This window comes from Streptomyces sp. MS06, assembly GCF_047200655.1.
Classification (GTDB): domain Bacteria; phylum Actinomycetota; class Actinomycetes; order Streptomycetales; family Streptomycetaceae; genus Streptomyces.
In genome coordinates this window covers 17851-44424 of the sequence record NZ_JBJZOJ010000065.1, presented here as the reverse complement: position 1 = coordinate 44424, position 26574 = coordinate 17851, and the positions used below count along the sequence as shown (strand labels likewise).

The 26574-nt window shown below is 71.2% G+C and carries 30 protein-coding genes and 1 pseudogene; 19 read left to right on the top strand and 12 right to left on the bottom strand.

Translation table 11 applies throughout. The annotated features are described in order from the left end of the window. The first annotated feature begins 77 nt into the window (after window positions 1–77). The 3 genes and pseudogenes from ACL02U_RS27550 to ACL02U_RS27540 form a co-directional block, all read left to right on the top strand. Window positions 78–521 carry a transposase family protein gene (locus tag ACL02U_RS27550; RefSeq protein ID WP_412793669.1) on the top strand — a complete coding sequence of 148 codons (444 nt, stop codon included), beginning with the start codon at window positions 78–80 and terminating at the stop codon, window positions 519–521. Next, window positions 448–1299 (top strand): ISAs1 family transposase, encoded by an 852-nt coding sequence (locus tag ACL02U_RS27545; RefSeq protein WP_412793668.1) that lies wholly within the window; start codon window positions 448–450, stop codon window positions 1297–1299. The genes ACL02U_RS27550 and ACL02U_RS27545 overlap by 74 nt, the downstream gene beginning before the upstream one ends. A gap of 102 nt (window positions 1300–1401) precedes the next feature. Next, window positions 1402–1488: pseudogene (locus ACL02U_RS27540) on the top strand (IS5/IS1182 family transposase); the annotation flags it as partial. A 141-nt stretch (window positions 1489–1629) separates the two neighbouring features. Here ACL02U_RS27540 and ACL02U_RS27535 read toward each other — a convergent pair. From ACL02U_RS27535 to ACL02U_RS27515, 5 genes are all read right to left on the bottom strand, one after another. After that, window positions 1630–1989 (bottom strand): MmcQ/YjbR family DNA-binding protein, encoded by a 360-nt coding sequence (locus tag ACL02U_RS27535; RefSeq protein ID WP_412793664.1) that lies wholly within the window; start codon window positions 1987–1989, stop codon window positions 1630–1632. Then, complete coding sequence (locus ACL02U_RS27530) at window positions 1986–3302, bottom strand: hemolysin family protein (RefSeq protein WP_412793663.1); 1317 nt, start codon at window positions 3300–3302, stop codon at window positions 1986–1988. Before ACL02U_RS27530 ends, ACL02U_RS27535 begins: the two co-directional genes overlap by 4 nt. A gap of 9 nt (window positions 3303–3311) precedes the next feature. After that, window positions 3312–3809: an rRNA maturation RNase YbeY gene (ybeY, locus tag ACL02U_RS27525; protein ID WP_412793662.1), complete on the bottom strand. Its 498-nt coding sequence runs from the start codon at window positions 3807–3809 to the stop codon at window positions 3312–3314. Between the two features lie 15 nt (window positions 3810–3824). Next, window positions 3825–4895 carry a PhoH family protein gene (locus ACL02U_RS27520; protein WP_412793661.1) on the bottom strand — a complete coding sequence of 357 codons (1071 nt, stop codon included), beginning with the start codon at window positions 4893–4895 and terminating at the stop codon, window positions 3825–3827. Window positions 4896–5073: 178 nt separating this feature from the next. Next, window positions 5074–5931, bottom strand: coding sequence for a helix-turn-helix transcriptional regulator (locus tag ACL02U_RS27515; protein WP_412793660.1), 858 nt, complete (start codon window positions 5929–5931; stop codon window positions 5074–5076). 133 nt (window positions 5932–6064) lie between these two features. Between ACL02U_RS27515 and ACL02U_RS27510 the strand changes: the two genes are divergently transcribed. After that, window positions 6065–6922 (top strand): NAD-dependent epimerase/dehydratase family protein, encoded by an 858-nt coding sequence (locus ACL02U_RS27510; protein WP_412793659.1) that lies wholly within the window; start codon window positions 6065–6067, stop codon window positions 6920–6922. Between the two features lie 79 nt (window positions 6923–7001). On the opposite strand, the gene ACL02U_RS27505 is transcribed toward ACL02U_RS27510, so the two are convergent. From ACL02U_RS27505 to ACL02U_RS27495, 3 genes are all read right to left on the bottom strand, one after another. Next, window positions 7002–8336 (bottom strand): GH1 family beta-glucosidase, encoded by a 1335-nt coding sequence (locus ACL02U_RS27505; protein WP_412793658.1) that lies wholly within the window; start codon window positions 8334–8336, stop codon window positions 7002–7004. A 46-nt stretch (window positions 8337–8382) separates the two neighbouring features. Beyond that, complete coding sequence (locus ACL02U_RS27500) at window positions 8383–8649, bottom strand: protealysin inhibitor emfourin (RefSeq protein WP_412793657.1); 267 nt, start codon at window positions 8647–8649, stop codon at window positions 8383–8385. Window positions 8650–8805: 156 nt separating this feature from the next. Beyond that, entirely contained in the window at window positions 8806–9876 is a 1071-nt protein-coding gene (locus ACL02U_RS27495) for a M4 family metallopeptidase (RefSeq protein WP_412793656.1), read from the bottom strand. 319 nt (window positions 9877–10195) lie between these two features. Here ACL02U_RS27495 and leuA point away from each other — a divergent pair, with 319 nt between their 5' ends. From leuA to ACL02U_RS27465, 6 genes are all read left to right on the top strand, one after another. Beyond that, on the top strand, window positions 10196–11917 hold the full coding sequence (gene leuA, locus ACL02U_RS27490) for a 2-isopropylmalate synthase (protein WP_412793655.1): 1722 nt from the start codon (window positions 10196–10198) through the stop codon (window positions 11915–11917). A gap of 220 nt (window positions 11918–12137) precedes the next feature. After that, window positions 12138–12833, top strand: coding sequence for a TerB family tellurite resistance protein (locus tag ACL02U_RS27485; RefSeq protein ID WP_412793654.1), 696 nt, complete (start codon window positions 12138–12140; stop codon window positions 12831–12833). A 232-nt stretch (window positions 12834–13065) separates the two neighbouring features. Further along, entirely contained in the window at window positions 13066–13236 is a 171-nt protein-coding gene (locus ACL02U_RS27480; protein ID WP_412793653.1) for a hypothetical protein, read from the top strand. Next, window positions 13233–13775, top strand: a complete 543-nt coding sequence (locus ACL02U_RS27475) for a flavoprotein (protein ID WP_412793652.1) — start codon at window positions 13233–13235, stop codon at window positions 13773–13775. Before ACL02U_RS27480 ends, ACL02U_RS27475 begins: the two co-directional genes overlap by 4 nt. Window positions 13776–13988: 213 nt before the next feature. Continuing rightward, a complete protein-coding gene (locus tag ACL02U_RS27470) occupies window positions 13989–14345 on the top strand; it encodes a hypothetical protein (RefSeq protein ID WP_412793651.1) in 357 nt (118 codons plus the stop codon). A 46-nt stretch (window positions 14346–14391) separates the two neighbouring features. Next, window positions 14392–15537: a nucleoside hydrolase gene (locus ACL02U_RS27465; RefSeq protein WP_412793650.1), complete on the top strand. Its 1146-nt coding sequence runs from the start codon at window positions 14392–14394 to the stop codon at window positions 15535–15537. A 221-nt stretch (window positions 15538–15758) separates the two neighbouring features. Here the strand turns inward: ACL02U_RS27465 and ACL02U_RS27460 are convergent, their stop codons facing one another. After that, the gene (locus tag ACL02U_RS27460; RefSeq protein ID WP_412793649.1) at window positions 15759–16280 is read right to left on the bottom strand and encodes a GNAT family N-acetyltransferase; all 522 of its coding nucleotides are present in this window, start codon (window positions 16278–16280) and stop codon (window positions 15759–15761) included. 243 nt (window positions 16281–16523) lie between these two features. On the opposite strand from ACL02U_RS27460, the gene ACL02U_RS27455 reads away from it, so the two are divergent. Further along, entirely contained in the window at window positions 16524–16961 is a 438-nt protein-coding gene (locus ACL02U_RS27455) for a YjdF family protein (RefSeq protein ID WP_412793648.1), read from the top strand. 155 nt (window positions 16962–17116) lie between these two features. Here the strand turns inward: ACL02U_RS27455 and ACL02U_RS27450 are convergent, their stop codons facing one another. Further along, a complete protein-coding gene (locus ACL02U_RS27450; RefSeq protein ID WP_412793647.1) occupies window positions 17117–17659 on the bottom strand; it encodes a GNAT family N-acetyltransferase in 543 nt (180 codons plus the stop codon). A 269-nt stretch (window positions 17660–17928) separates the two neighbouring features. On the opposite strand from ACL02U_RS27450, the gene ACL02U_RS27445 reads away from it, so the two are divergent. The 6 genes from ACL02U_RS27445 (at window position 17929) to ACL02U_RS27420 (ending at window position 24937) form a co-directional block, all read left to right on the top strand. Further along, on the top strand, window positions 17929–18720 hold the full coding sequence (locus ACL02U_RS27445; protein WP_412793646.1) for an SCO2525 family SAM-dependent methyltransferase: 792 nt from the start codon (window positions 17929–17931) through the stop codon (window positions 18718–18720). A 241-nt stretch (window positions 18721–18961) separates the two neighbouring features. Further along, complete coding sequence (locus ACL02U_RS27440; protein ID WP_412793645.1) at window positions 18962–20809, top strand: SCO2524 family protein; 1848 nt, start codon at window positions 18962–18964, stop codon at window positions 20807–20809. Window positions 20810–20813: 4 nt separating this feature from the next. Then, the gene (locus ACL02U_RS27435) at window positions 20814–21719 is read left to right on the top strand and encodes an SCO2523 family variant P-loop protein (protein WP_412793644.1); all 906 of its coding nucleotides are present in this window, start codon (window positions 20814–20816) and stop codon (window positions 21717–21719) included. Window positions 21720–21730: 11 nt separating this feature from the next. Continuing rightward, window positions 21731–22765 (top strand): SCO2522 family protein, encoded by a 1035-nt coding sequence (locus ACL02U_RS27430; protein ID WP_412793667.1) that lies wholly within the window; start codon window positions 21731–21733, stop codon window positions 22763–22765. Continuing rightward, on the top strand, window positions 22762–23730 hold the full coding sequence (locus ACL02U_RS27425; RefSeq protein ID WP_412793643.1) for an SCO2521 family protein: 969 nt from the start codon (window positions 22762–22764) through the stop codon (window positions 23728–23730). The genes ACL02U_RS27430 and ACL02U_RS27425 overlap by 4 nt, the downstream gene beginning before the upstream one ends. Before the next feature lie 181 nt (window positions 23731–23911). Then, entirely contained in the window at window positions 23912–24937 is a 1026-nt protein-coding gene (locus tag ACL02U_RS27420) for a hypothetical protein (protein ID WP_412793642.1), read from the top strand. Here the strand turns inward: ACL02U_RS27420 and ACL02U_RS27415 are convergent. Then, a complete protein-coding gene (locus ACL02U_RS27415; protein WP_412793641.1) occupies window positions 24930–25199 on the bottom strand; it encodes a DUF397 domain-containing protein in 270 nt (89 codons plus the stop codon). The two genes, ACL02U_RS27420 and ACL02U_RS27415, sit on opposite strands and share 8 nt — an antisense overlap. Beyond that, window positions 25181–26014, bottom strand: a complete 834-nt coding sequence (locus tag ACL02U_RS27410; RefSeq protein WP_412793640.1) for a helix-turn-helix domain-containing protein — start codon at window positions 26012–26014, stop codon at window positions 25181–25183. Before ACL02U_RS27410 ends, ACL02U_RS27415 begins: the two co-directional genes overlap by 19 nt. A 163-nt stretch (window positions 26015–26177) precedes the next feature. Between ACL02U_RS27410 and ACL02U_RS27405 the strand changes: the two genes are divergently transcribed. Beyond that, window positions 26178–26336: a hypothetical protein gene (locus tag ACL02U_RS27405; RefSeq protein WP_412793639.1), complete on the top strand. Its 159-nt coding sequence runs from the start codon at window positions 26178–26180 to the stop codon at window positions 26334–26336. Between the two features lie 2 nt (window positions 26337–26338). Beyond that, window positions 26339–26560, top strand: a complete 222-nt coding sequence (locus tag ACL02U_RS27400; protein ID WP_412793666.1) for a hypothetical protein — start codon at window positions 26339–26341, stop codon at window positions 26558–26560. Window positions 26561–26574 lie beyond the last annotated feature (14 nt).

Sequence of the window (26574 nt, the reverse complement as noted above, 5' to 3'; positions counted from 1 at the left end):
CGGTGACTATCAGGTCACGATCGCCTGGTCGGCCGCGTGCGTCGTGGCCCTCCGCAGCGAGTCGACAGTTCTCCGACATGACAGCCCTTGGGCGTCAGCTTCGATGTGGGTCAGACCCGGCGGAGGACCACGACGCCATCATCACTGCTTCGATGTGCCGCCAGTCTGCCACCGTGTGCCTGATCAAGTCGCCCTCGCGTCAGCACCGCGCGATCGCCGGCCTGCCGTCCCGGCTGGCGACCTTGCCCGATCCGCGTGACCGGCGTGGAAGGCGTCACCCGTTCGTGAGCGTGCTGCTGGTGGCCTGCTCGGCTGTCACGGCCGGTGCCGCCTCATTCACGGCGATCGGCCAGTGGGCGCGCAACGCCCCGCAGGACACCCTGGCCCCGGCTCGGCACCCGGACCGCGTCCGCCTTCCAGGTACGCGTCGCGCCGAGCACAGCGACGATCCGCAGGATCATCACCCGGGTCTGCCCCGGCGGCCTCGCCGACCTGCTGGGATGCGACCCGGCCGGGGCTGACACCCTGGCGGTGGACGGCAAGAGCGCCCGCGGCTCGCGCCGCGACGGCGGCCCGGCCGCCCACCTGCTCGCCGCCATGACCGACGCAGGGCAGACCGTCACCCAACTGCGGGTGCCGGACAAGACCAACGAAATCAGCTGCTTCGCCGGCCTGCTCGCCCCGTTCGACCTGGCCGGAGTGACCGTGACGGCCGACGCCCTGCACGCCCAGCGCGGCCACGCCCGCTTCCTCGTCGAGGACAAACGGGCGCACTACGCGCTGACAGTGAAGAAGAACCAGGCCGGACTCTACGAACGGCTGCATTTGCTGCCCTGGAAGCAGGTGAGCACGAAGTTCTACGACCGCAGCGAGGGCCACGGCCGCAAGGAGACCCGCGTGGTGCAGGCTCTGACCGTCGACGATCTCGACTTCCCGCACGCCGCCCAGGTCGCCCGCGTCGTCCGGCACCGCACGTGCCTCAAGACCGGCAAACGCAGCCGCGAGACGGTCTACGTCATCACCGACCTGACCAGCCGACAGGCATCCCCGCAACGACTCGCGAAGATCATCCGATCGCAGTGGACCATCGAGAACCGGCTCCACTTCGTCCGCGACACCACCTTCGCCGAGGACGCCTCCAAGGTCCACACCGGGCACGGCCCGGAGAACTTGGCCACCCTCCGCAGCTTCGCGATCAACCAACTCCGCATCGCCGGACACACGAACATCGCCGCCGGACTCCGGGAGATGTCCTACGAGCCGTTCACCCGCCCCCTGGCCCTCATCGGACTGACCTGACCAGCGCGGACACATGATCACTCAGACTTTGAAACCGCCCTGGGTGAAGCCCCTGGTAGATGGGTTTTCGACCAAGAAATCCGTTTCCACCAGAGGCTTCGTGTGCTTGTCTACCCGTCGGGTGTCGACGTGTCCAGCTCTGCCCTTCGCTTCCTGTCCGCCAAGCTCCGGCAGCGCCGCCAAGAGCGCTGACGCGTTTGCGGGTACTGCCGGGCGCGAGGACGTACCCGGCGGCTTCCCAGCGTCTGTCCTTGCGCTGGTGACGGTTCCGTCGCCGTTCGCGCGGACGCGGCGGGAGGGGGAAGCGGCCGGGGGCGGCCACGCGGCCGGTCAGGGACGGTCCAGCCGGAGCCGTTCCGCCCGCGGCAGCCCCGCGACTACCAGGTCGTAGGAGTCCTCCACCAGCTCCCGGACCAGCCGGTCCGGGAGGCCGCCGTCCACGGTCACGGTGTTCCAGTGCCGCTTGTTCATGTGCCAGCCGGGCACGATCAGCCCGGTGTGCCGCTCCCGCAGCCGGGCCGCGTCCTCCGGGTCGCACTTGAGGTTGACCGTCAGCGGCCGCGCGTCGAGCTGCGACAGGGCGAACAGCTTGCCGCACACCTTGAAGACGGACACCTCCGGCCGGAACGGGAAGTCCTCCACCGCCGCGTTGAAGGACAGGCACAGGGCGCGCAGCTGCTGCGGGGTCACTTCTCCCGTTCCTCCTCGTCGCCGGGCTCGGCTCCGGCCGGGTGCACCGGCTCCACCAGCACCGTCACGATCTTGTTGCGGCGGCCCGCGGGCGCCTCGGCGGTCAGCCGCAGCGCGCGGCCGTCGGGCAAGTCGACCACCGAGGACGCCCCGGCGATGGGCACCCGGCCCAGCGCCTTGGCGAGCAGCCCGCCGACCGTCTCCACGTCCTCGTCGTCGTAGGCCTCCAGGCCGTACAGCTCGCCGAGGTCGCCGATGTCGAGGCGGGCGGTCACCCGGTGCCGCTCCGCGCCCAGGTGCTCCACCGGCGGCAGCTCACGGTCGTACTCGTCGGTGATCTCGCCGACGATCTCCTCGAGGATGTCCTCGATGGTGACGATCCCGGCGGTGCCGCCGTACTCGTCGATGACGACGGCGACGTGGTTGCGCTCCTTCTGCATCTCCCGCAGCAGGTCGCCCGCGTTCTTGGTGTCCGGTACGAAGAACGCGGGCCGCATCGCCGTGGACACCAGCTCGCTCTCCGCGTCCCGGCTGATGTGCGTCTTGCGGGCCAGGTCCTTCAGGTAGACGATCCCGACGACGTCGTCCTCGCTCTCCCCGGTCACCGGTATCCGGGAGAAACCGGAGCGCAGGGCCAGGGTGAGGGCCTGCCGGATCGTCTTGAACCGCTCGATGACGACCAGGTCGGTCCGCGGCACCATGACCTCGCGGACCAGGGTGTCGCCCAGTTCGAACACCGAGTGGACCATCCGGCGCTCCTCGGCCTCGATCAGCGACTCGGCCTCCGCCAGGTCGACCAGGGCGCGCAGCTCCGCCTCGGAGGCGAACGGTCCGCGGCGGAAGCCCTTGCCGGGGGTGAGCGCGTTGCCGACGAGGATCAGCAGCGAGGGGATCGGTCCCATGATCCGGGCCAGCGGCAGCAGCACGTACGCGGCCACCGTGGCGGTGTTCAGCGGGTGCTGGCGGCCGATGGTGCGCGGGGAGACGCCGACCGCGACGTACGACACCAGCACCATGACGGCGATCGCCACGAGCAGCGCCTCGGTGGTGCGGCCGTCGAACGTCTGCAGGCACTCGTAGGTGACCATCGCGGCCGCCGCCATCTCACAGGTGACGCGCACCAGCAGGGCGACGTTGAGATAGCGGGTCGGGTCGGCGGCGACCTGGGCGAGCTTGGCGCTGCCGCGGCGGCCGGAACGCACGGCCTCCTCGGCGCGGAAGCTGGAGACCCGGGCGAGGCCGGCCTCAGCGCAGGCCGCCAGCCAGGCCACCACGACCAGGGCGAGCGCGCCGAGGACGATCTGCGGACTCATGCCGGCCGCTTACGAGACCGTGGGCGCCGGGGACGGCCCGGTCAGGCCGTGCTCCCCGCGCCAGCCGTCCACGATCGCCGCCTGGAGGCCGAACATCTCGGCCTTCTCGTCCGGCTCCTCGTGGTCGTACCCCAGCAGGTGCAGCACCCCGTGCACGGTGAGCAGTTGCAGCTCCTCGTCCATGGAGTGCTGCGTCGGCGCCTCGGCGCCCTGTCTGGTGGCGACCTCCGGGCACAGCACGATGTCGCCGAGCAGGCCCTGCGGCGGCTCCTCCTCGTCCTTGGCCGGCGGCCGCAGCTCGTCCATCGGGAAGGACATGACATCCGTGGGTCCGGGCAGGTCCATCCACTGCACGTGGAGCTGCTCCATGGCGTCGGCGTCCACGACGATCACCGAGAGCTCGGAGAGCGGGTGGATGCGCATCCGCGCGAGCGCGTAGCGGGCGATGTCGAGGATCGCCTGCTCGTCGACCTCGGTTCCGGACTCGTTGTTGACGTCGATCGACATGGTCGTGCGTGTTCTCTACTTCCGCTTGTGCCCGGATCTGCCCCGGCCCCGCTCCTGGTGGGTGCCGTTCTCGGTGCCGCGCTCGGTGTCGTACTTCTCGTACGCGTCGACGATACGGCCGACCAGCTTGTGCCGTACGACATCCTGCGACGACAGCCGGGAGAAGTGCACGTCCTCGACGCCGTCCAGGATGTCCTGGACCTGCCGCAGACCCGACCGGGTGCCGCCCGGCAGGTCGACCTGGGTCACGTCACCGGTGATCACTATCTTCGAGTCGAAGCCGAGCCGGGTGAGGAACATCTTCATCTGCTCGGCGCTGGTGTTCTGCGCCTCGTCCAGGATGATGAAGGCGTCGTTGAGGGTACGGCCGCGCATGTACGCCAGCGGCGCCACCTCGATCGTGCCCGCGGCCATCAGCCGGGGGATCGAGTCCGGGTCGATCATGTCGTGCAGCGCGTCGTACAGCGGGCGCAGGTACGGGTCGATCTTCTCGTAGAGGGTGCCCGGCAGGAAGCCCAGCCGCTCGCCTGCCTCGACCGCCGGACGGGTCAGGATGATCCGGTTGACCTGCTTGGACTGCAGGGCCTGCACCGCCTTCGCCATGGCGAGGTAGGTCTTGCCGGTGCCGGCGGGGCCGATGCCGAAGACGATCGTGTGCTTGTCGATCGCGTCGACGTACCGCTTCTGGTTGAGCGTCTTGGGCCGGATGGTCCGGCCGCGCGAGGAGAGGATGTTCTGGGTGAGCACCTCGGCCGGCGTCTCCGCGGGGCCCTCGCCCTTCTCGCTCGCCCTGAGCATGGCGATCGAGCGTTCCACCGCGTCCTCCGTCATCGGCTGGCCGGTGCGCAGCACCAGCATCATCTCGTCGAACACGCGGGAGACGAGGGCCACGTCCACGGGATCGCCGACCACGCTGATGTCGTTGCCCCGGACGTGGATGTCGGCCGCCGGGAAGGCCTTCTCGATCACACGCAGCAGGGAGTCGCCGGACCCCAGGACGGTCACCATGGGGTGCTTGGCGGGGACGGTGAACTGCGCCCTGGCCTGCTCCTGCGCGGGAGTGTGAGCTGTGGGTGTCTGAGTCATGGGCCGGCTCTGAAGGCCTGCACATCCTCCTCTGCGGCCGGTGCCGCGTGACAGGCGGTGTCTGGTGTGTCCAGCGTACGACGCACCACCGACACCCCCGAAGGGCTTTTCCCCACCCGGCACCCGGACGTCGACCGAACGTCACCGGATCGCCACCACGGGTGAGCGCCGCCGGGTGTCAGCTCCCGCGGGCGGCGTCGGCGGGAGCCATGTCCTGCAGTCCCACCACCCGCAGCAGCCGCAGCCGTTCGTACGAGGCGGTTCCCGGGCGGGCGGAGTGGACGACGAGCTGGTGGTGCGCGGGGCTCAGCAGAACCTCGCAGTCCAGCTCCAGCAGCCCGACCACCGGATGCAGGAACCGTTTCGTGCCCGATCGGCGCACCGCGACCTCGTGCTCCTCCCACAGCGCGGCGAACTCCTCGCTCGCCGCCCGCAGCTCGGCCGCCAGGGCGGCCGGTTCCGGGTCGTCGGGGCGGGCCGCCGCCACCGCGCGCAGGTTCGCCGCGTGCTCGCGGGCGAGCGCCGGCACGTCCTCGGGCGGCAGCAGTTCGCGCGCGGCGGGATCGAGGAAGAAGCGGCGGACCAGGTTGCGTTCCCGCGGCGGGCGGGCCAGCGCGTCGCCGGACAGCGCCCGGGACATCGCGTTCTGGGCGAGCACCTCCCCGCAGTCGGTGACCACCTGGGCGGGCGTGTCATGGAGCCGGTCCAGGACCAGCAGCAGCCCGGGACGCACGTGCGCGGAGCCGGCCGTGCGGCGCGGGGCCTCCTCGCCCACCAGATGGAACAGGTGGTCCCGTTCGTCGTCCGCCAGCCGCAGCGCCCTGGCGAGGGCGGTGAGCATCTGCCGGGACGGCCGCGGGCCGCGCGACTGCTCCAGGCGCGTGTAGTAGTCGACGGACATGCCGGACAGCGACGCCACCTCCTCGCGGCGCAGGCCGGGGGTGCGGCGGCGGGCACCCGGGGCCAGGCCCACGTCGGACGGTTCGAGGCGGGCCCGGCAGCGGCGCAGGAAGTCGGCGAGCTCGGCGCGGTTCACCCCTCCAGGCTGCGCCGGGGCGCCGGGTTTATCCAGGCACTGCCGATCCCCCGATCGACGGGTCTCTCCCGGTCCGTCCGCTGCCGCCGGACAGTGGGGCGTGAAACCGGACCGCGAACGAGAGGAGCGGAACATGCTGACACTGGTGACGGGCGTGACGGGGCAGGTCGGCCGGCGATTCGCGCCCCGGCTGCTGGCGCGGCGGCGGCCGGACGAGGAGGTGCGGGTCCTGGTGCGCGAGGAGTCCCGGGGCGAGCCCTTCGCCGCGCTGGGTGCCGAGGTGGCGGTCGGCGACCTGCGCGACACCGACGCGCTGGGCGGGGCGGTGGCCGGGGCGGACGCGGTCGTGCACGTGGCCGCCTCGTTCCGGGGCGTCCCGGACGAGGAGGCGTGGGCCGTCAACCGGGACGCGGCGGTGGCGCTGGGCCGGGCCGCGCTGGCCTCGGGCGTACGACGCTTCGTGCAGGTCAGCACGGGGAACGTGTACGGCGCCGGACGGGGGCGCCCGCTGGTGGAGGAGGACGAGTCGCGGCCCGGCGGCGAGATGTGGGGCGCCTACGCGGAGTCGAAGGCCGCCGCGGAACGGGAGCTGCTCGCGCTGGACGGTGGCATGGAGGTGCGCATCGGCCGGCTGCCCTTCGTCTACGGGGAGGGCGATCCGCACCTCGCCCAGTCGCTGCGGTGGGCGGCGCACTGGGCGGCGTCCCGGCGGCTGCAGATGGTGCACCACGCGGACGTCGCCCAGGGCCTGCTGCGGTTGCTGCACGCACCGGCGGTGACCGGGCCGCTGTACAACATCGCCGACGACGCCCCGGTCACGGCGGTCGAGCTGTACGCGCTCAACGGGGCGGAGGTGCCGGCGGAACTGTACGGCCGGACCGACCCGGACCCGTGGTTCGGTGTCATGTCGGCCGAGCGGATCCGCCGGGACCTGGGCTTCCGGCCGCACTTCCCGACCGTGTGGGCCGCCCGGGACGCGGGCGCGCTGTGAGCGCACCCCGCGGGTGCCGGAGGAGCGGGTGCCGGAGGAGCGGGTGCCGGTCCGGTGGGTGCCGGTCCGGTGGGGGTCGTCAGCCCCGGGAGTGCAGCAGGTCCCGGAACCAGGCGTAGGACGCCTTCGGGGTCCGCGCGAGGGTGTCGAAGTCGACGTGGACGAGTCCGAACCGGCGCGTGTAGCCCTCGGCCCACTCGAAGTTGTCCAGCAGGGACCAGACGAAGTAGCCGCGCACGTCGACACCGTCCCGCACCGCCCGGTGCAGGGCGCGGATGTGGCCGTCCAGGTAGGCGATGCGCTCCCGGTCGTCGGTGCCGTCGTAGGCGCAGCCGTTCTCGGTGACGACGATCGGCGGGAGGCGGTCGCCGTACCGGTCGCGGAAGCCGGTGAGCAGTTCCGTCAGCGCCCCGGGCACCACCGGCCACCCCGAGTCCGTGACCGGTACGCCCTCGACCTGCCGCACGGAGAAGGGGAGTTCGGCGGGCAGCGGGACGCCGCCGAACTCGGAGTCGGCGCCCTGCGGTGCGCCCACCCTCGTCGGGGCGTAGTAGTTGATCCCGTAGAAGTCGATCGGCTCGGCGATCACCTCCAGGTCGGCGGCGGTCTCCTCGGGGGTGCCCGGCATGGCCGCATCGAGTCCGTCCGGGTACCGGCCGGTGAGCAGCGGGTCGGCGAACAGGCGGTTCAGCAGGAGATCGTAGAGGTCGGCTGCCTCGGTGTCGGCAGGCTCGGGGGAGGCGGGCCAGGTCGGGCCGTGCGAGTTGGCGATGCCGATCCGGGCGGCGCCGGCGGCGCGCAGCGCGCGGACGGCGAGTCCGTGGGCGAGGAGCTGGTGGTGGGCGACCGGCAGGGCGTCGAGGAGGAGCCGCATGCCCGGCGCGTGGTGGCCGAGGGCGTGGCCGAAGAGGGTGTGCTCGGCCGGCTCGTTGAGGGTGATCCAGTCCTCGACGCGGTCGCCCAGGCGGTCCGCCGCCACCGCGACGTACTCGGAGAACCGGGCCGCGGTGTCGCGGTCCCGCCAGTCCAGCGCGACGGGCAGGTCCCAGTGGAAGAGGGTGGGCACGGGCCGCACGCCCGCCGCGCGCACCTCGTCGACCAGCCGGTCGTAGAAGTCGAGGCCGCCGGGGGTGGCGACCCGGGGCCAGGAGAGCGAGAACCGGTAGGCGTCCACGCCGAGTCCGGCGAGGAGTGCCACGTCCTCGCGGTAGCGGTGGTAGTGGTCGCAGGCGACCGCGGCCGTCGAGCCGTCCCTGATCCGGCCCGGTTCGGCGGTGAAGGCGTCCCACACGGACGCGCCGCGGGCGTCGGCGGCGCCCTCGATCTGGTGGGCGGAGGTGGAGACCCCCCACAGGAAGCCGTCCGGGAACGCCGGGATCCGGGCCATCGGGTTCGTCGCCATGGCCCGGATCATCCGTACCGGCGGTAACGAAGTCAACGCCCCTGCACGGAGCGGCCGTTCACGCTCCTTCCGCCAGCAGTCGGCTGATCAGCAGCCGCTGCTCCTCGGTCAGCCGGGGATCGGCGGCGTACACGGTCCTGCCGTCCACGGTGATCTGGTAGTTGAAGCCGTCCGGGACTCCGGCCGGCGGGGTGTCCTGGCCCGCGGCGACCGCCTTCTCGGCCAGGGCCCGCCACTCGCCGGCGTCCGGCCGGCCCTCGGTGTCGAGTTGGGCGAACCGTTCGATGCCGGCGAATCCGCCGGTGCGCCTCACCTGAATCAGCATGGCTCCTGTCTAGTACGGAACCGCCGCGCCGCGCATCCGGTACCCGAACCGAGGTACGGGACGCGGGCGCGGAGCCGCGGTACGGGACCGGGGCATGCAGCCGTGGTGAGGAGCCGCCCCCGCGGAACCACAGGTGGAACCACAGGGTGCGTGGAACTACAGGGTGCGCACCCCGACCTCTTCCCAGGCCTTCTGCACGGCCTGGAGCTCGTCCCCGGCGCCGTACCGTTCCCGGGCCGCCCGCACGGTCAGCGTGGCGAAGTCGGTGAACTGCGCCTCCGACCGGAGTTCGCCGCCGGTCAGCACGTCGTACCAGATCCGGCCGGCCCGCTCCCAGGCGTGGCCGCCGAGGGCGGTGGCGGCCAGGCAGAAGGCGTGGTTGGGGATCCCGGAGTTGATGTGGACGCCGCCGTTGTCCCGGCCGGTGTGCACGTAGCCGTCCATGGTGGCCGGCTGCGGGTCCTTGCCGAGGACGTCGTCGTCGTAGGCCGTTCCCGGCGCCTTCATGGAGCGCAGCGCCTTCCCGTTCACCCGCGGGGCGAGCAGTCCGGCACCGATCAGCCAGTCCGCCTCGGCCGCGGTCTGCCCCAGCGCGTACTGCTTGATGAGCGAGCCGAAGACGTCGGACATCGACTCGTTCAGGGCGCCCGACTGGCCGAAGTAGGCCAGGTTCGCGGTGTGCTGGGTGACGCCGTGGGTGAGTTCGTGGCCGATGACGTCGACCGGCAGGGTGAAGTCGAGGAAGATCTCGCCGTCGCCGTCGCCGAACACCATCTGCTCGCCGTTCCAGAAGGCGTTGTCGTAGTTCTCGCCGTAGTGGACGGTGGCGTCGAGCGGCATGCCCTGGCCGTCGATGGAGTCCCGGCCGTACGCCGTCAGGTACAGCTCGAAGGTGGCGCCGAGGCCGGCGTGTGCGCGGTTGACGGTGGCGTCGGCGACCGGCGCCCCGCCCTCGCCGCGCACCTCGGTGCCGGGCAGCTCGGTGCCGTGCCGGGCGTCGTAGACGGTGCGGTGCGGCCGGGCCGGCTCCGCCCCGGCGCGCGGCGCGGCGGCGGCCGCGCCGATCACCGTGGTCAGGCGGCGGCGGGTGCGTTCGAGGGCGTCGCGCTGGAGGGTCCGGCGGGCCGGGACGGAGAGTGCGGGGTCGTCGTGCCGGGCCAGCCGGTCGAGGACGTGGGGCGGGACGATGGTGCACAGAGCGGGCTCGTGGCCCCCGTGAGTGGTCATGTCCCGCACCATTGCACTGGGTGAATGTGCTGTCACTACTAGCCACCATGATTGGTGAAATACCGGGACAGTCGTCGGCACGCTCCGTAGCGGAGTGGTATATCGCACCTTTTGTCCGCGGTGCGGCTCCCGTCCCGCATACTGGGACGGGCCCCCGCCTCCGGGGCGGCTCGGCTAGCATGCGGTGCATCATGCGTTTCGGGCTGCTCCTCCTTAGCTGCCGCGGCGAGGGCCTGTAGTCGAGGCCGACCCCCTCCCCGCGGAGCTTGGCGTTGCGTCGTCGGCCGTCCTCCAGGACACCTCCAAGGAGCCCCGCACCATGGCGAACCGCCAGCAGCCCACGTCCATGCCGGTCCACAAGTACGGCCGCTACGCGCAGGTCGACATCCCGGACCGCACCTGGCCGGAGCAGCGCGTCACCGCCGCCCCCCGCTGGCTCTCCACCGACCTGCGCGACGGCAACCAGGCCCTGATCGACCCGATGTCCCCCGAGCGCAAGCGGCGGATGTTCGACCAGCTGGTCAGGATGGGATACAAGGAGATCGAGGTCGGCTTCCCGGCCTCCGGGCAGACCGACTTCGACTTCGTGCGCTCGATCATCGAGGAAGAGGGCGCGATCCCGGACGACGTGACCATCTCCGTACTGACCCAGGCCCGCGAGGACCTGATCGAGCGGACCGTCGAGTCGCTGAAGGGCGCGAAGCGCGCCACCGTCCACCTGTACAACGCCACCGCCCCGGTCTTCCGCCGGGTCGTCTTCCGCGGCTCCCGGGACGACGTCAAGCAGATCGCCGTCGACGGCACCCGCCTGGTGATCGAGTACGCCGAGAAGCTGCTGGGCCCGGAGACCGAATTCGGCTACCAGTACAGCCCGGAGATCTTCACCGACACCGAGCTGGACTTCGCGCTGGAGGTCTGCGAGGCGGTGATGGACGTCTACCAGCCCGGCCCCGGCCGCGAGATCATCCTCAACCTGCCCGCCACGGTCGAGCGCTCGACCCCGTCCACCCACGCGGACCGCTTCGAGTGGATGCACCGCAACCTGTCCCGCCGCGAGCACGTCTGCCTGTCCGTCCACCCGCACAACGACCGCGGTACGGCGGTGGCGGCGGCCGAGCTGGCGCTGATGGCCGGCGCCGACCGCGTCGAGGGCTGCCTGTTCGGGCAGGGCGAGCGCACCGGCAACGTCGACCTGGTCACCCTGGGCATGAACCTCTTCTCCCAGGGCGTCGACCCGCAGATCGACTTCTCCGACATCGACGAGATCCGCCGTACCTGGGAGTACTGCAACCAGATGGAGGTCCACCCGCGCCACCCGTACGTGGGCGACCTGGTCTACACGTCCTTCTCCGGCTCCCACCAGGACGCCATCAAGAAGGGCTTCGACGCCATGGAGGCCGACGCGAAGGCGAAGGGCGTCACCGTCGACGACATCGAGTGGGCGGTCCCGTACCTGCCGATCGACCCGAAGGACGTCGGCCGCTCCTACGAGGCGGTCATCCGCGTCAACTCGCAGTCCGGCAAGGGCGGTATCGCCTACGTCCTGAAGAACGACCACCACCTGGACCTGCCCCGCCGGATGCAGATCGAGTTCTCGAAGCTCATCCAGGCCAAGACCGACGCCGAGGGCGGCGAGGTCACGGGCGGAGCGATCTGGTCGGTCTTCCAGGACGAGTACCTGCCGAACCCGGAGAACCCCTGGGGCCGCATCCAGGTCCGCACCGGCCAGTCGACCACCGACACGGACGGCGTGGACACGCTGACCGTCGAGGCCACCGTCGACGGCGACGACACCGTGCTGACCGGCACCGGCAACGGACCGATCTCGGCCTTCTTCGACGCCCTGCAGTCCATCGGCATCGACGTGCGGCTGCTGGACTACCAGGAGCACACCATGAGCGAGGGCGCCTCCGCCCTCGCCGCCTCCTACATCGAATGCGCGATCGACGGCCAGGTGCTGTGGGGGATCGGCATCGACGCGAACACCACCCGCGCCTCGCTGAAGGCGGTCGTCTCCGCCGTCAACCGGGCGGCCCGCTGACCGCTCCCACCAGCGCACCGGCCGGATCAGCCCCGGTCGGAGGGGCGCCCCGGCCCCCGTAACCGCTCCGGTACGGGGGCCGGGGCGCCCGCCGTTTCTCGGCCATCCGCCCACCCAGGTCACGGAAAGGTCTCTCCGGGGTGCTGACTGCACCTCCGTGGTGTGGCTAACATCACGAAGGCGCGGCAATGTTGCCGCGACGTTTCGCGGGAGGTGCGACGTGCTGCCAGGACGGGGACGAAACGGCCGTGCCACCGGGCTTGTGCGCATCCTGGGCACCCGGACCGCCTGGACCCCGCACGGGGACGGCGAGTTCTTCTGCCCGGGCTGCGGCGGCGACCGCAACTACCAGCGCCTCACCGGGCGCCGCCGCTTCACCGTGCTCGGAGTCCCCGTACTGCCGCGCGGCGAGACCGGCCCGGTCGTCGAGTGCGCCTCCTGCCGCCGCCACTTCGGCTCCGACGCCCTCGACCACCCCACCACCATCCGCTTCTCGGCGATGCTCCGGGACGCCGTGCACACCGTCGCGCTGGCCGTGCTCGCCGCGAGCGGCACCTGCTCCCGCAGCGCGCTGGAGACCGCCGCGGGCGGGGTCCGCGCGGCCGGGTTCGCCGACTGCACCGAGGAGCAGCTCGCCGCGCTGGTCGAGGCGCTCGCCGAGGACACCGGGCGGTTCCTCGACGAGCCGTGCGGCGCCGGGCTCGCCATAGAGCTGCACGAGGCCCTGGACCCGCTCGCCCCGCACCTCGCCCTCGTCGGCCGCGAGTCGATCCTGCTGCAGGGCGCCCGGATCGCCCTCGCCGACGGCCCCTACTCGCCCGCCGAACGGGACGTCCTCGCCACCGTGGGTGCCGCCCTCACCATCTGCGCCGACGACGTGACCCGCCTGCTCGCGGCGGCCCGCACCCCCTCGTAGCGCCGCCGCCCACGCCGCGACCGGGACGTTGCCGCTTGCCCCGGCCACGACCCCGCGCGACAGGGAGAAGCCCCCGGTGGTGCTCGGCGCAGGAGCAGCCCGCCGGGGGCTTCGCCGTCGCCCGGGCCCACGGGGGAGGCGCCGGGAGACGGCCCTGCGGGTCGTGCAGGACATGGTGGGTGCTGGTCATGGGGTGGCCGCCTCCTGGCGGTCGCGGGCGACGCAGCCCGGGATGCGCGAGGAGACCGTCACCACGCTGCTGGAGGCCGAGGCCCTCGCCCCCGAGGAGGCCGTGTGCCACCCCCGCACCAAAGCCCTCGTCGAGGACCTGCGGCTGCTCGGAGCGGGCAGCGCCGAGGGGCGCTTGCGCAGCCTCGCCGAGCGCTGTGGACTTCCCCGGTGACCACGAACCGCACCCTGTACGTCATCGCCTGCGCCGCGCCGCCCGCCCGGCGACTGTCCGTACCGATCAAGGCAGCCCAGCGAGCCGGATGGGACGTCTGCCTGATCCTCACGCCGTCCGCCCACCGGTGGCTCACCGAGGACGCCGAGGGCGAGATCGAGGCCCTGGAACAGCTCACCGGCCACCCCGTGCGCCACCAGTACAAGCTGCCCAGCCACCCTGACCTGCTGCCGCCTCCGGACGCGATGCTCGTCGCCCCGCTCACCAACAACACGCTGGCGAAATGGGCGACCGCCGTCTCCGACACCCTCGCCCTCGGGCTGATCACCGAAGGCATCGCGCTCGTACCGATCGTCGCCCTGCCCCACTTCAACGACGCCCAGGCCGCCCACCCGGCCGTCCAAGGGCACGTCGACTTCCTGCGAGAGGCGGGCGTGACCGTGCTGCTGGGCCAGGGCGGATTCACCCCTCACAAGCCCAAACGCGGCAACCTGGACGCCTACCCGTGGCAGGCCGCGATCGACGCCCTACCGGCCTGACCAGCACCGAGCCGCCCTGAGTCTGCGTGCGTCGATGTCCCGAAGCCGGGGACTCCGGGACATCGGCACCCGTTCCGCGGGATCCAGACTCCGAGCCGCGACAGTTGTATCCGGCCCGGCCTGTGGTTCTGCTGTGCGCACGTGAGGAAGGGGACTGTCAGAGCCCGTTGCGATGCTCTGCGTACACGGCGCTCGAACAGGGAGCGGTCTGGGGTGCTGGACGATCTGCTGGTGGTGGGATTCGACTTATGCGCCGAACGCGACGTGCGCATCGGTGAACGCCCGGCTGGGGAATCGACCTCCGGCCCGCCGACCAGCCCTGCAGGCTCGTCGTCCTCAGGCAGGGCCCGAATCCCGGCTCCGCGCGGCGACTGCTTCCTGGAGAAACTGAATCGGTGCCGGCTCGTGTCTGCGCCGGCAATGGGGTGGAAGGTCACCGTGGAGAGCGTTGACAAGCCCGTATGCCGGCTCAGGGTGAACATCACGATGTTTATCGTGTCGGCTCGGTGGATCACTGAGGGTGTCCTCTACGGTGTCACTGCCAGCTCGGCTGTTGGAGCGGCGGTCTGAATCAATGAAGGCCATCCAAATCCCCTGGTCAGTGAAATGAGTCACAGTGGGACGACACTACTGGACTGCGGTGAGGAAACTCATCGCGATGAGCGTCGGGCTACTCGTGCCCGTGGCCCTGTGCAGCAACGTGGGCGTGGCTCAAGCGGCTGCGCACTCTCCCATGTATGCGCCACCGGTTGCCGTCGACTCCTTTCCCTCCGGAAATCGGAGGGAGCCGGTCATCCTGTCCACCGATTTGGCGATGGGATTGACTACGGGTAATCGCAACGGAATCGCCACCTCGGTTCCAGACATCGACGACGCGTACGCATTCGCCCTTGCCGTCGCCCAGCGTGTCGACCTTCGGGGCGTCGTCGTGACGATGGGGAACTCGCTGGTCAAACCCTCGATGGTCACCGCACGAGCCACCAGGGAAGCGCTCCGTTCCCGGGTGCCCGTGGTCCAGGGGGCGGACGTCTGGCTGCCGGTCCTTCGCCAAGAAGAAACCGGCGGGGCGGACCTCACCGACAGTTGCGTCAACGACGGTGTTCGCTTCATGGCCGACCAACTGCATCGAACGCGGGGGCTGACCATCCTCGCCATCGGACCACTGACCGACGTGGCCTGCCTCGCCATGAACTACCCGGCGGAAGCTGCACGCGTCAAACGGGTCGTCGCGCTGGTCGGCAGCAAGCCGACAACGCCGCTGGAACTGTTCGGTCATCCGGCGGTGGACTTCAACTACATCATGGATCCACGCGCGGAAGCGATCGTACTCGAACAAACCTCGATCCCGTTCACCGCCATCAACTTCGAGCTGTCGTCCCTCGCCCCGATCCCGCTCGACCGGTTGCGCGAGATGGCCACCGATCCGGACCCGCTCGCGCGTTACTTCGGGCGGTCTTCACGGCCGCTTGTGGACGAGTTGGCGGCGAACGGCATCCCGGCCAAGCCCATTTTCGACGCGGCCGTCGTATGGCACCTCGTCCGCCCCGAGAGCCACGTCTGCCACCAGGTCGGCTTCCGCCTGAAAACCGGGTCACCGGCGATCACTCAGGCCGTCGACGACAACGTCACCGACTGGTTCTCCCCTGAATTCACCGACACCCGGCAGGTCACCGCATGCACGGGCTTCACGAGCGCACGGGCCGCAGCGGAATACAGACGCGCCGTCCTGGCAGCCGTTCATGCCGATTCCTCCGAGGGCTGACGGCGATGTCGTGAGCGACCGGCTGTGGTGCGCGCACCCTGCATCGGTCCGGACGCCGAACAGGTCGCGGGTAATTGACCCGGGGGTTGTTAGGCGTCCGGCGCCGATGAGGTCGCGGGCGCCTTGGCCGCTGGGCAGGGTGCCGCGCTGACAGTCCTCGTGGGCGGCGACGGTCAGCTGTTGCGTCGCCCGATGTTCGCTTGGATCGCTGGCGGCCCTGACTATGTCAGGTCCTTGCGCATCAACGTGCACATGGTTTCGTACCGCTTGACCGTGCCCTCTTCGGACTCCACGTCCCAGGAGTCCAGCTCACGGCCGTAGGGCCGATAGCCCAATCGCTCGTAGAGGGCTCGGGCTCTCGGGTTGCTCTCCTCCACGCCCAGTTCGGCCACCGCCAGACCACGGGCTGTGATCCGAGCCTCTGCGGAGCTGATCAGCAGGGTGCCGACGCCGCACGACTGAAGCGCCGGATGGACACCGAGCTGCCAGAGCGTGCCAGCACCACTCTTGAGAGGCTCCACGACACCCCGGACAGACGCCACATCATTTGGGCAGCCGCCTCGAGGCCGAGTCATCTGCTGCCCTGGCTGCGAGGTGCTCGGCCCAGTCGCGTCGGGCGTCAGGAAGTAGCGGATCAGGTAGCGCCGCTGGCTGGTGGCCCCGGCGATCCAGTCGTCGATGTGCTCCTGGGCGAGGTCGGCGAGGTCGGCGAGGTCGGCGAGGGCCAGGTCGCGTTTGTCCAACCAGGCCGGGAAGTCCAGGGCGACGCTGACGCGACGCCGGAGATCGCGGTCGCCGGGGGCAGGTCGGACCGTGGTGCCGGTGGTCGCTCTCCGATAGCCTGGTCGCGCGCACGAAAACGCGGTCCGGTTGGTAGCCCGGACGCTGCCGCAGCACGGCAGTCTGTATCCGCCCTCTCCAGGGATGTCCCGTGTGCCGGAATCCGGCCTCGTCAGGCCGGTGGCTGGCATGTACTGGAGAGTTCTGTGACTACCTCAGTGACCCTGACGATCCGCTTCGACGCCCCGTTCTGGGTCGGAGTCCTCGAGATCGCCGAGGCGGGCGAGGTCCGCGCCACTCGGCACGTGTTCGGCAGCGAGCCCACGGACGCCGAGCTGTACCAGTTCCTGCTGCGCCACGGCACGGCGCTGCTGGAACGCGCGCAGGCCAACCCCGCGGTGCCCGTGGAGACCCGGCGCCCGCTCCCGCACAACCCGAAGCGAGCCGCGCGGCTGGCCGCCCGGGAGGCCGCCGGAGTCGCACAGGGGCGACGCGGCACCGCGTCCCAGGAAGCGCTGCGGCTGGAACTCGAGCAGCGCAAGAGGTCGGCCGCGACCGAGTCCAGGAGGCGGAGGCGGGAGGAGGCCGAGCGCAGGTACGCGCTGGCGCAGGCCAAGCGCAAGCGCCGGAAGCGCGGGCGCTGAGGCGACGGACGACCGCGGGACGGGTGACCGGTTCTCCGCGCCGACCCGTTTTCCCTGCAGCCCCTGCACCTCGCCCGTCGGCTCGGCAGGGTCGGGACGGGCCGGGAGGGGGCCGGTACCGGCGAGAGCGGTACGAGCCCTGCACCAGCCCTGTGCTAGCCAGTCAGCCCGTGCAGGCCCAGCCGCATCACCAGCCGGTGCTCGCCCGGGCCGAAGTAGTCCCGGCGGACGCCCTGCTCGGAGGAGAAGCCCAGGGACCGGTACAGCGTGACGGCGGCGTCGTTGGCGGGTTCCACCGTCAGGCGGACCTCGTGGACGCCTTCGGCGCGCAACTGCCGAAGCACCTCCGCCATCAGCCGGCGGCCCAGCCCGCGCCCGCGTAGGTCGCGGGTGACGCCCAGGCTCACGACCCAGGCGACGTAGCCGTCCGAGGTGGTGGCGAACAGGACGTAGCCGTGCAGGCTCCGGCCGTCGTCCAGCACGAGGATGCGGTCGCCGTGCAGGTCGAAGAGCTGGCGGAGGACGAAGTGCGGGTACGGGTCCTCGGGGAACGCCTCCCGGTCCACCCGGAGCAGCTCCGGCAGGTCGGCCTCCGTGACCCCGCGGGTCGTCAGCCGCCGCTCGCCGGGCGCGGCCAGACAGGGGCGGTCCGTGGTGCCACCTGCAGAGGGGAAACGTTCCTCTGGAAGAGCCGTCATGCTGCCTCCTGCGGGTGAATGCGGGGGGTGCCGTCACTCGTGCGGGTGGTGCCGGGGAGACGCGCGTTCTTCGGTTTTCCGGTGTGTTCGGCGGAGTTCCGACCATCTTGGGCGGGGCAATCGGACTGTTCAAGACCGTAACGAGCTGCGGGAAAGCATTCGCCCCGGTGCGCCCCCAGTGCGCCGGGGCCCTCCCGTGCGCCTTGGGTCACCCGTCCGTGTCGACGGAAGGGGATACGCTTGCGGCCCCGCGGCGGTACCGTGGGCCAATGGCCTTGAGAGCGCCGGCGGACGCCCGGGTGAAGAATGCCGACGTGCCCTGGGGGGCATTCGACCCGATCGCCTACGTTGATCACAATTACCGCAAGCTCCAGGACGAGGACGCGGAGATCCTCCGAACGGTGCGGGACCATTTCGCGGGCCATTTCCGGAACCCGGCCGACGGGCCGATTCTCGGTATCGACGTGGGGGCGGGCGCCAACCTCTACCCGGCGCTGTCCATGCTCCCCTGGTGCGACGAGATCACCCTCTTCGAGCGCTCGCCCGCCAACGTCGGCTACCTCCGGGGGCAGATCGGCTCCTACGACCGCCACTGGGACCAGTTCTGGGACGCTCTTCGCGCCAACGATGCTTACGGCAACGTGAGTTGGGACCCCCGGGAGCGGTTCGCCGGGACCGTCCGGGTCGAGCAGGGTGATCTCTTCGACCTGGAGCGGCACCAGGGGCGCTGGTCGGTGGGGACCATGTTCTTCGTCGCCGAGTCGATGACCGGCTCGCGTGCGGAGTTCTTCCTCGGCGTCGAACGCTTCATGCGCGCCCTCGCCCCCGGTGCCCCCTTCGCCGCCGCCTTCATGGAGCATTCACGCGGCTATCACGCCGGTGACTATTTCTTCCCCGCGTGCGACGTGGGAGAATCCGACGTGTACGAGAGTCTGGCGCCGTATGCGCGCGACTTCAAGGCGCATCGGCTCACCGCGTCCGCCGGCGTGCGCGAAGGATATTCGGCCATGATCCTCGCCTATGGCTGGCGGAATTCGGAGCCCGTTCTTCCGGTCCATTGACCGGCGGTCCGCGCTTGTGGGTTGCGGCCCGGAATTCGCGATTCCGTTACCGAAGCCCGCGTACGGCCGCAGTGGCACGGCGGCGGTACGGCAGCGACACCGCACCACGGCGTCACCGGACGGCGGCGCCGCAGCACCGCAGCACAACCGTTCATCGACATATGTCATATCGGAGAATTTCCACGGCGGAAACGGGGCGTTCCTCGAACGAGGACAATGCGGCCTGTGTGAGGGGCAGGGGATGCAGTTCAAGCCGCGCCGGCACCTACTCGACATCTGGCAGGCGCTCGCCCGCCACTCCTTCGAGGACAGGGAGTGGGCCTGGGGGAAGTGGGGTGGGCAGAGCAGCGTCGCGGACGCCGAGCGCCTCCTCTGCCTGCTGTACCCGGCCACGGAGCTGACCGCGTTCCGCCTCGACGATCCGGACGTCACCCAGGAGGACATCCTCCAGGTGATGAAGGACGCCGGCGGGCGGCTGGACATCCCCGCCCACATCGTCACCACCGCTGCCGATTTCATGCGCGTCCACACCCGCGAGGACAAGGGCCCCAGTTTCGCCGGCGGCTACTACTTCAGCTCCCGCGAGGACGGCCGGGACGTCACCGAGGAGCAGCGCGCGCTCGGCGTGGTCGACTCCTTCTCCATGTCGATCACCCTGTGCCTCGCCCTGCTCGGCTTCCTCAAGGGCTACGAGACCAAGACCCGCCGCGCCGACATCCGGCGGACCATCGCCGAACTGCGCACCGCCACCAGCAACCGGCTCACCGCCGCCATGGTCGGCATGCTGCGCTCCTTCACCGTCAACGTCTTCGACGCCGACTCCCCCCAGGGGGACACCCTCACCGATGTCCTCGGTCAGGGCCGGCTGTCCCGACGCCATGTCCACCAGCGCTTCCAGGACCGCTTCCGCGCGCTGCGCGCCGCGATCGCCGAGACCATCTCCCTCGGCGTCGAGGTCGAGGAGCAACTCAAGGACGAGAACCAGCTCTTCGAATGCGGCTGGGCGTGGAGCATCGTGCGGGACGCGCCCCTGGTGCCGACCGAGGAGGCCATCGGGCCGCAGCCCGCAGGCGTCGCAGCCCCGGTGCCCTACCTCTACTTCACCGTCGTCGCCCTCGACGGTATCCAGGACCTGTTCTCCGACCGCACCCTCACCCTGGGCCTGCTCAACGCCGAACAGCAGAAGCTCGCCGAGTCGCTCAGACTGCGCTGGGAGATCACCCAGCAGTTCTGGTCCCGCATCGCCCGCTTCGACCCGGACCGCTGGCCGCTGGAGGACATCCCCTGGCGCACCACCGGGCAGAAGCTGGAGTCGGAGTACTTCTCCCTGTCCATCCTCGCCATCCTGGTCCACGACCTGATGCGCCGCCGCGCCACCGAGGACGACCTGACCCGCACCGTCGGGGTGATGGAACGCCTCGCCGAGCGCGGCCGGATCACCAGCCGCCTCACCCGCGACGACCCCATGATCAGGCTGCACAACCCCGGTGTCTCGCTGCCGCTGCAGGGCAGCGAGCGCATCGGGCCGCCGCTGCGCTGGTCCATGAACGACTACTCGGCCCAACTGCTCAAGCGCAGCGTGCAGTTGTGCACGCTCTCCCGCAGCCTCGCCTCCCACGACCGGCTGCTGCGGCTCGCGGAGGACATCTTCGACCACGTCTGGCGCCGCCGCATCCGCGACGGCGAGGGCGCCGGCCTGTGGGACAACGTCCACGCCGCCTACCCCGGTTCGCCCGTCCAGGAGCGGCCGGTACCGGTGTCCTGGAGCACCACCGAGCGGATCACCGAGGTGATGGTCCAGATCCACCAGATGTACCGGCAGCCGCCGATCCGCAGCGGCGAACTCTCCCAGCTCGCCCGCGCCCTGCTCAGCGAGTCCGCCCACCTCCTCGGCAACGAGCAGATGGAACCCGCGCCCCGCGACGACGGCAAACGCGGTATGCAGCTGCGGGGCATCGAGATCAAACTGCGCCGTGCCCGCACCCTCATCGGCGAGCAGCCGGGCACCGCCTACGCCCTCGCCCTCGACGTCCTCGGCCAGCTCGACGCGCTCGCGCGGGCCCGCGAGGCCGCCGCGCAGGGAGCGTGAGGCCGTGCTCGTCTTCGCCGCCTCCGACAAGGGAGGCACCGGCCGTTCCGTCACCAGCGCCAACCTCGCCTACCAGCGGGCACTGGCCGGGGACGACGTCTGCTACCTCGACTTCGACTTCGGCTCGCCCACCGCGGCGGCCGTCTTCGACGTGCCCGACGCCCACCGGGCCGCCGAGGACAGCGGACTGCACGCCTACCTGACCGGCGAGGTCGCCGAACCGGCCGCGATCGACGTCTGGGCGCACACCGAGCACCGGGTGCTGCGCAGCCGGCCGCCCGGTTCCGGACGGCTGATGCTGCTGCCCGGCGACCTCGGCGGCGGCGAGTTCGCCACCACGTCGGACACCCTGCGGCGCTGCGTGGACCTGCTGCTCCGGCTGCACGGCGAGTACGACCTGATCGTCGTCGACCTCAGCGCCGGCCGCAGCTACGCCGTCGACATGGCCCTGGAGGCCACCAGCCAGCGTGAGTTGCGCGGCGTGCCGGCCCGCTGGCTGGTCTTCCACCGCTGGACCCGCCAGCACGTGGCGGCCGCCGCCGACCTGGTGCACGGCAAGCGCGGCATCATCGCCGGAGGCGTCGCCCGCGGCCACGACGAGGCGGCCCTGCACGGCGCCATCCGCTTCGTCCGGGCCGCCGTGCCCGACCCCGAGTCCCCGGTGTCCGCCACCCAGTCGGCGTGGATGCGGGCCTGCGACGACGACCTGAGGCAGCTCGCCGCCCGGCAGGGCATCGGCCACAGCCAGGTGCTCGGCTCCGTACCCCTGGAGCCCGTCCTGCAGTGGCGGGAGCAGCTCATCACCGACGAGGACGTGCTCGACAGCCAGATCGCCGCCACGGAGACCTGGCAGGCCCTCAGCGAGCTGGCCGTCCGGCTCGCCGACGACAAGTACTGGGAGGAGGCGTGAGCGAGCCGACCGTGTTCCGGGAGACGACCGCCGAACCCCGCACCCAGTCCGTGCCGTTGTCGCACCTCTCCCTGGAACTGGGCCACCTCTACATGGAGGACTTCGAGGCCGGTCCGGACCGGCTCCGCGCCCACTTCGCCGAGGTGCGGATCTGGGCCGACGCCGCCCGCGCCGCCGCCGCCCGCCGCCTCGGCGGCAGAAGGCCCCGCATCAGCACCTGCTTCCTCGTCGACGACTACTTCACCCGCTTCTCCACCCCCGCCCAGCTCGTTCCCGTCGTGCTGGCGGAGGCCGAGCGGGCCGGGCTGTCCGTCGACTACCTGGCCCGGGAGTCCGGTTGCGCGGTCGCCGGCCGGGTCGAACCGGCCGAGTCGGTGCTGCACCGCCTGGTCGAGTCGCCCTCTCCGGGCAGCAACGGTTCCCGCCCGCCGGTCGGCCAGACCGGCTGGCTCGCCAACGGCCGCCGCAGCCCGGCGCCCCGCCACGCCCTCGCCGAGGTCGCCCGCTGGGAGCCGCCGCAGGAGGCGGCGGCCCGCAACCACTCCGTCTTCATGGACGTCGAACTCTGGTCGGAGCGGGACGGCCGGCGCCTGTGGTCGTGCCCGTTCCTGGCCGCCGTCTGGCAACTGGCCCGCCTGGGCCTGCTGCGCCACCTCGGTGCGCCGGTGCTCGCGCCCGAGCCGTGGCCCGGGTCCGACTTCCCCGACGACTGGGACCGGCTGCCGCCGCTGATCCGGCTGAACGAGGCCGCCGCACCGTTCAGCGCCTACCGCACCTGCACCGTGATGCCGAACCGCTTCCTCGCCGTCGAGGACGCCGTCCGGCTCATCCTCGACCAGACGGACGTCGACGCGGGAGCGCTCCGGCAGGTCGCCGAGCGGTCCGCCCGCGAGGGCGTCGAGGTCCCTGCGGCGGTCGCCCAGCGCGCCGGCTACGTCTTCTACGAGGAGCCGCCTCTCCCGGAGGAGCCGCCGGCCCGGGGGGAGCCGTCGGCCCGGGAGGAGCCCGCCGCCTTACGGGAGCCCGCCCGGGGGGACGTCGGATGACGTCCGCGGGACAGCCGGCGGACGCGGTCCTCGCCTGCGGCGAGGTCCGCACCTGTCTGCTGCCGTCGTTCCAGGCGCTGGACGCCCGGGCCGCCGCCCAACTGCTGCGGCTGCGCGCCGACGAGCGGGTCCTGGTCTCCGAGCGGCCCAACCCGTACGTCCGCTCCCCGCAGGTCCTCACGGGCGTCGACTGCCCGCTGCCCGTGGCGGGCGGCGCCCGGGTCCGCGCCGTCGGCACCGTCGCGGCCCGCGCCGCCCTCACCGAGGGCCGCCTGCTCCAGACCACCGCGTACGCGGGCTTACCGGCCCGCGGGCCCGACCGGCGCCGCCCCTGGGGCGACTACCTGGTCCGGCCGGGTCTGCTGGAACCGCTGGGCAAGCTGCCCGTGCAGGCCGCCGCGGACGGTGCCCTGCGGGGGCCCGAGCGCGGCGAACTCGACCTCGGAATGATCGCCGAGGGCCTCCTCGCCCGGCTGGCGCGCCACCCGCTCCTCGACCACAAGGCCCCCTTCAAGTCCCGCCGCACCCGCCTGCGCTGGGCGGCCGTACGGGCACGCGAGGGGGAGGCGCCCACGCTCGACCGGTTCACCCTGGCCGAGGACGGGCTGCGCACCGTCCGGCTGAGCCTTCCGCAGCCGGCGTCGCTCACCGCGGTGGCCGGACTGTGCGAGGACCTGGCGCTGCACGACTGGCTGCTGACCACCGTGGTGCAGCTGCTGGACAGCAGCCGGCTCGGCGCGGCCGACGGCCCGGCCGCGGTCCTGGCACTGCGCCCGGCGGTCGACCACCTGCTGCACCTGTGGATGCCGGGTGCCCGCGTGGAGCCGTCGCTGGCCCCGCTCTGGGAGGTGCTGGAGCGGACGCCCGGCTTCACCCGCCAGTGGCAGAACCTCGTCCAGCGCATCCGGGACCAACTGGCCGTCCAGACCGTACCCCTCCTGCACCAGGCACTGAGAACCGGCTGACAACCGGCTGAGCTCCGACGGATCACCGACGGATCTCCGACGGATCACCGACGGATCACCACGCACCGCCGAGAACGGAACGAGCGGGGACCCGGGCACCGTCCGGGCACCGGCCCACGAGACGCACGGAGCACGCACCGAAAGGCGGAACCGACCGCACACCCGACGGGGGAGGAAGAACATGAGCGGAGCGACGACGAGTACGGGGGAGAGCGGGAGCGGGGCGCTCACCGCACGGGACCAGCGGATGTCCAAACTATTCCGCAGGACCCTGGTCACGGCGCTGGTGGCGGGCGGCACCTTCCTGCTGACCATCGCACTGAACGTGCAGGACGGGGACATCTGGCAGTGGACGGTGTCCATCGCCCTCGGCAGCGCGGCACTGATCGTCCAGTACCTGGTCGACTTCGGTGACCGGCTGGAGGCGGTCGAGGAGAGCCACCGCAGGCACGTCGACGAGATGAAGGCCCGCCTCACCGAGCAGCACGAGGAGATCCGCTTCACGGTCGACGAGAGCTTCGCCAAGATCAACGCGGCGACGGAGCTGTTCAGCAAGGTGGACGGCTCGGTGCTGCGCTCCGACGAGGTGACCCACCTGGTGCTGGGCTACACGCAGGTGGGGGACCGGGGTTCGGCCATCGTGAAGACCTTCGCCGAGGAGGAACTGGGCCGGCTCGCCCGGCTGATGGAGAACCTCAGCAACGGCGGCGCGGACTGCGCGGGCGAGAACCACGAGTGGCTGATCGACCTGACCCGGTGCGTCAAGAAGACGCTGTACGCCACCAGCACCTCCGTGGACCGGGACTTCTGGTCCAGCGAGCCCGCCCGCCGCTACCTCGCCGCGCAGGAGAAGGCGATCAAGACGCGCGGCGTGGAGATCCGCCGCCTGTTCCTGGTGGACCGGCGGGAGGAGGTCACCGAGAGCCTGCGCGACCTGTGCGCACGGCAGCGGACCTTCGGCATCGACGCGCGGATCGCCGTGCACGCGGAGCTGACGCCGACCGCGCAGATGACACCGCTGAACGACTTCATCATCTTCGACGGCGAGCTGTGCTACGAGACCGAGCCGGACATCCGCGTCATGCCGGCCAAGACCACGCTCAGGATGACCCGCGAGCACGTGGAGGAGCGCGTGAACCGGTTCACCGTGCTGTGGGAGGCGACGGAACCGCAGCCCGAGCCCGCTGCGGACCCGACGATCACCTGACGGCGCCGAGGAACCGCTCCCAGGCGGCGGCTCCGAACACCAGGACGCCGCCGCCGGGCACCTTGCTGTCCCGCACCGGCACCACACCGGGCACACCGTCGGCGACCTCGACGCAGTTGCCGCCTTCCCCGTTGCTGTACGTGCTCCTGCGCCAGCGGGCGGCACCGGGGAAGTCGTGGGCGACCTCGACGCAGCTGCCGCCGTTGCCGTCGCTGTAGGAGCTCTTGCTCCAGAGGGCGTTGCTCAGGTCGTACGCGCGCATCGTCTGAAGTCCTCCGCCGCCGACTCGATCAGGGCCAGGGACGCCGCCGGTGGCAGCGCGGCGGCCCTGAGCAGATCGTATGCCGCGTGCGCGCGCTTCACCACAGCCGGTTCGTCCAGCAGGCTGCCCGAATACACCGCTTCTGTATAGGCCGTTGGCGGGGCATCCTCGAACTCCATCAGTTCGAGCATTCCGTTCATGAGCGCATACGGCCCGGCAGCGTACGGCAGCACCTGCACTCCCACCGTCCGCTCCCGTGCGAGCGCCGCGATGTGCTCCAACTGGTCCGCCATGGCGGCCGGTCCGCCGACCGGGACCCGCAGTGCGTTCTCGTGCAGGATGACCCAGTACGTGGGTCGTGTGGCATCCCTGAGGATGCGCTGGCGTTCCATCCGGCCGGACACCCTGTCCTCGATGTACTCGTCCGGTGCGAACGGGGTCATCGCCAGGGTGACCGCCCGGGCGTAGGACGGGGTCTGCAGCAGCCCCGGCACCAACGCGGGCGCGAACTCGGAGATCTCCGTCGCCAGCGACTCCAGTTCGGCCGCCCTCGCGAAGTAGTCCGCGTACCGCCGGTCGTCGATGAGCTTGCGGCACATTCGCTCGAAGATACCGTCGGTTTGCAGTACCTCGTCGATGCGCTGGGCCACGTCCAACTGCGGTTTGCGAATGGCCTGTTCGAACTGGCCGATATAGCCACCCGATACGAACACCCTCGACCCCAGTTCCACCTGGGTGATTCCGGCGTTCTCCCGGCGCCGCTTCAGTTCCGCGCCGAAGAACTCCCAGGCCGCCTGCCGCGAACCGTTGGCCATGGCCAAGACCCTTTCTCTGCGCCGCACTTGTAGTGCTTGCACCCCTCGCGATTCTAGGTCCGGAGAGTCACCGTGGAGATGCGAAGCGTGAAAACCGAGAGGAAAGGGGAGTGACGTGTCGGCACGACACTCGGCGCGGTGTGTGGAAGAGGCGGAGGAGACCTTGGGCGAATTGCGGGCGGCGCTGGAAAAGGCCGGAATCACGCTGCCCTCGCTGCGGCTGGACCCGCTGGGTCTCGCGAGAGAGGCTCCCTGCCCGCTCGTCGACCTGGGGCGCTGTCCGGTCGACGTCGCCGCCCGGCTCGCGGCGGTGCTGCGGTGAGCCTGCCCGGTGTGCCGCCGGTGGGCTCCTGCGCCGTCGACACCCGCAGCGGCCGGGTGGGCGTCGTCATGGGCCACGAGGGTCCGTACCTCCAGCTGCGGCCGCTCGGCGGCGGCCGCGAGTGGGACTGCACCCCGGACGCGGTGCGGCCCGCCACCCCGGCGGAGCGGCTGCGCGCGGCGACGGCGTACGAGAACGCGCGCAGCCGGGGCGAGGTGCCCTGACCGCCCTGACCGCC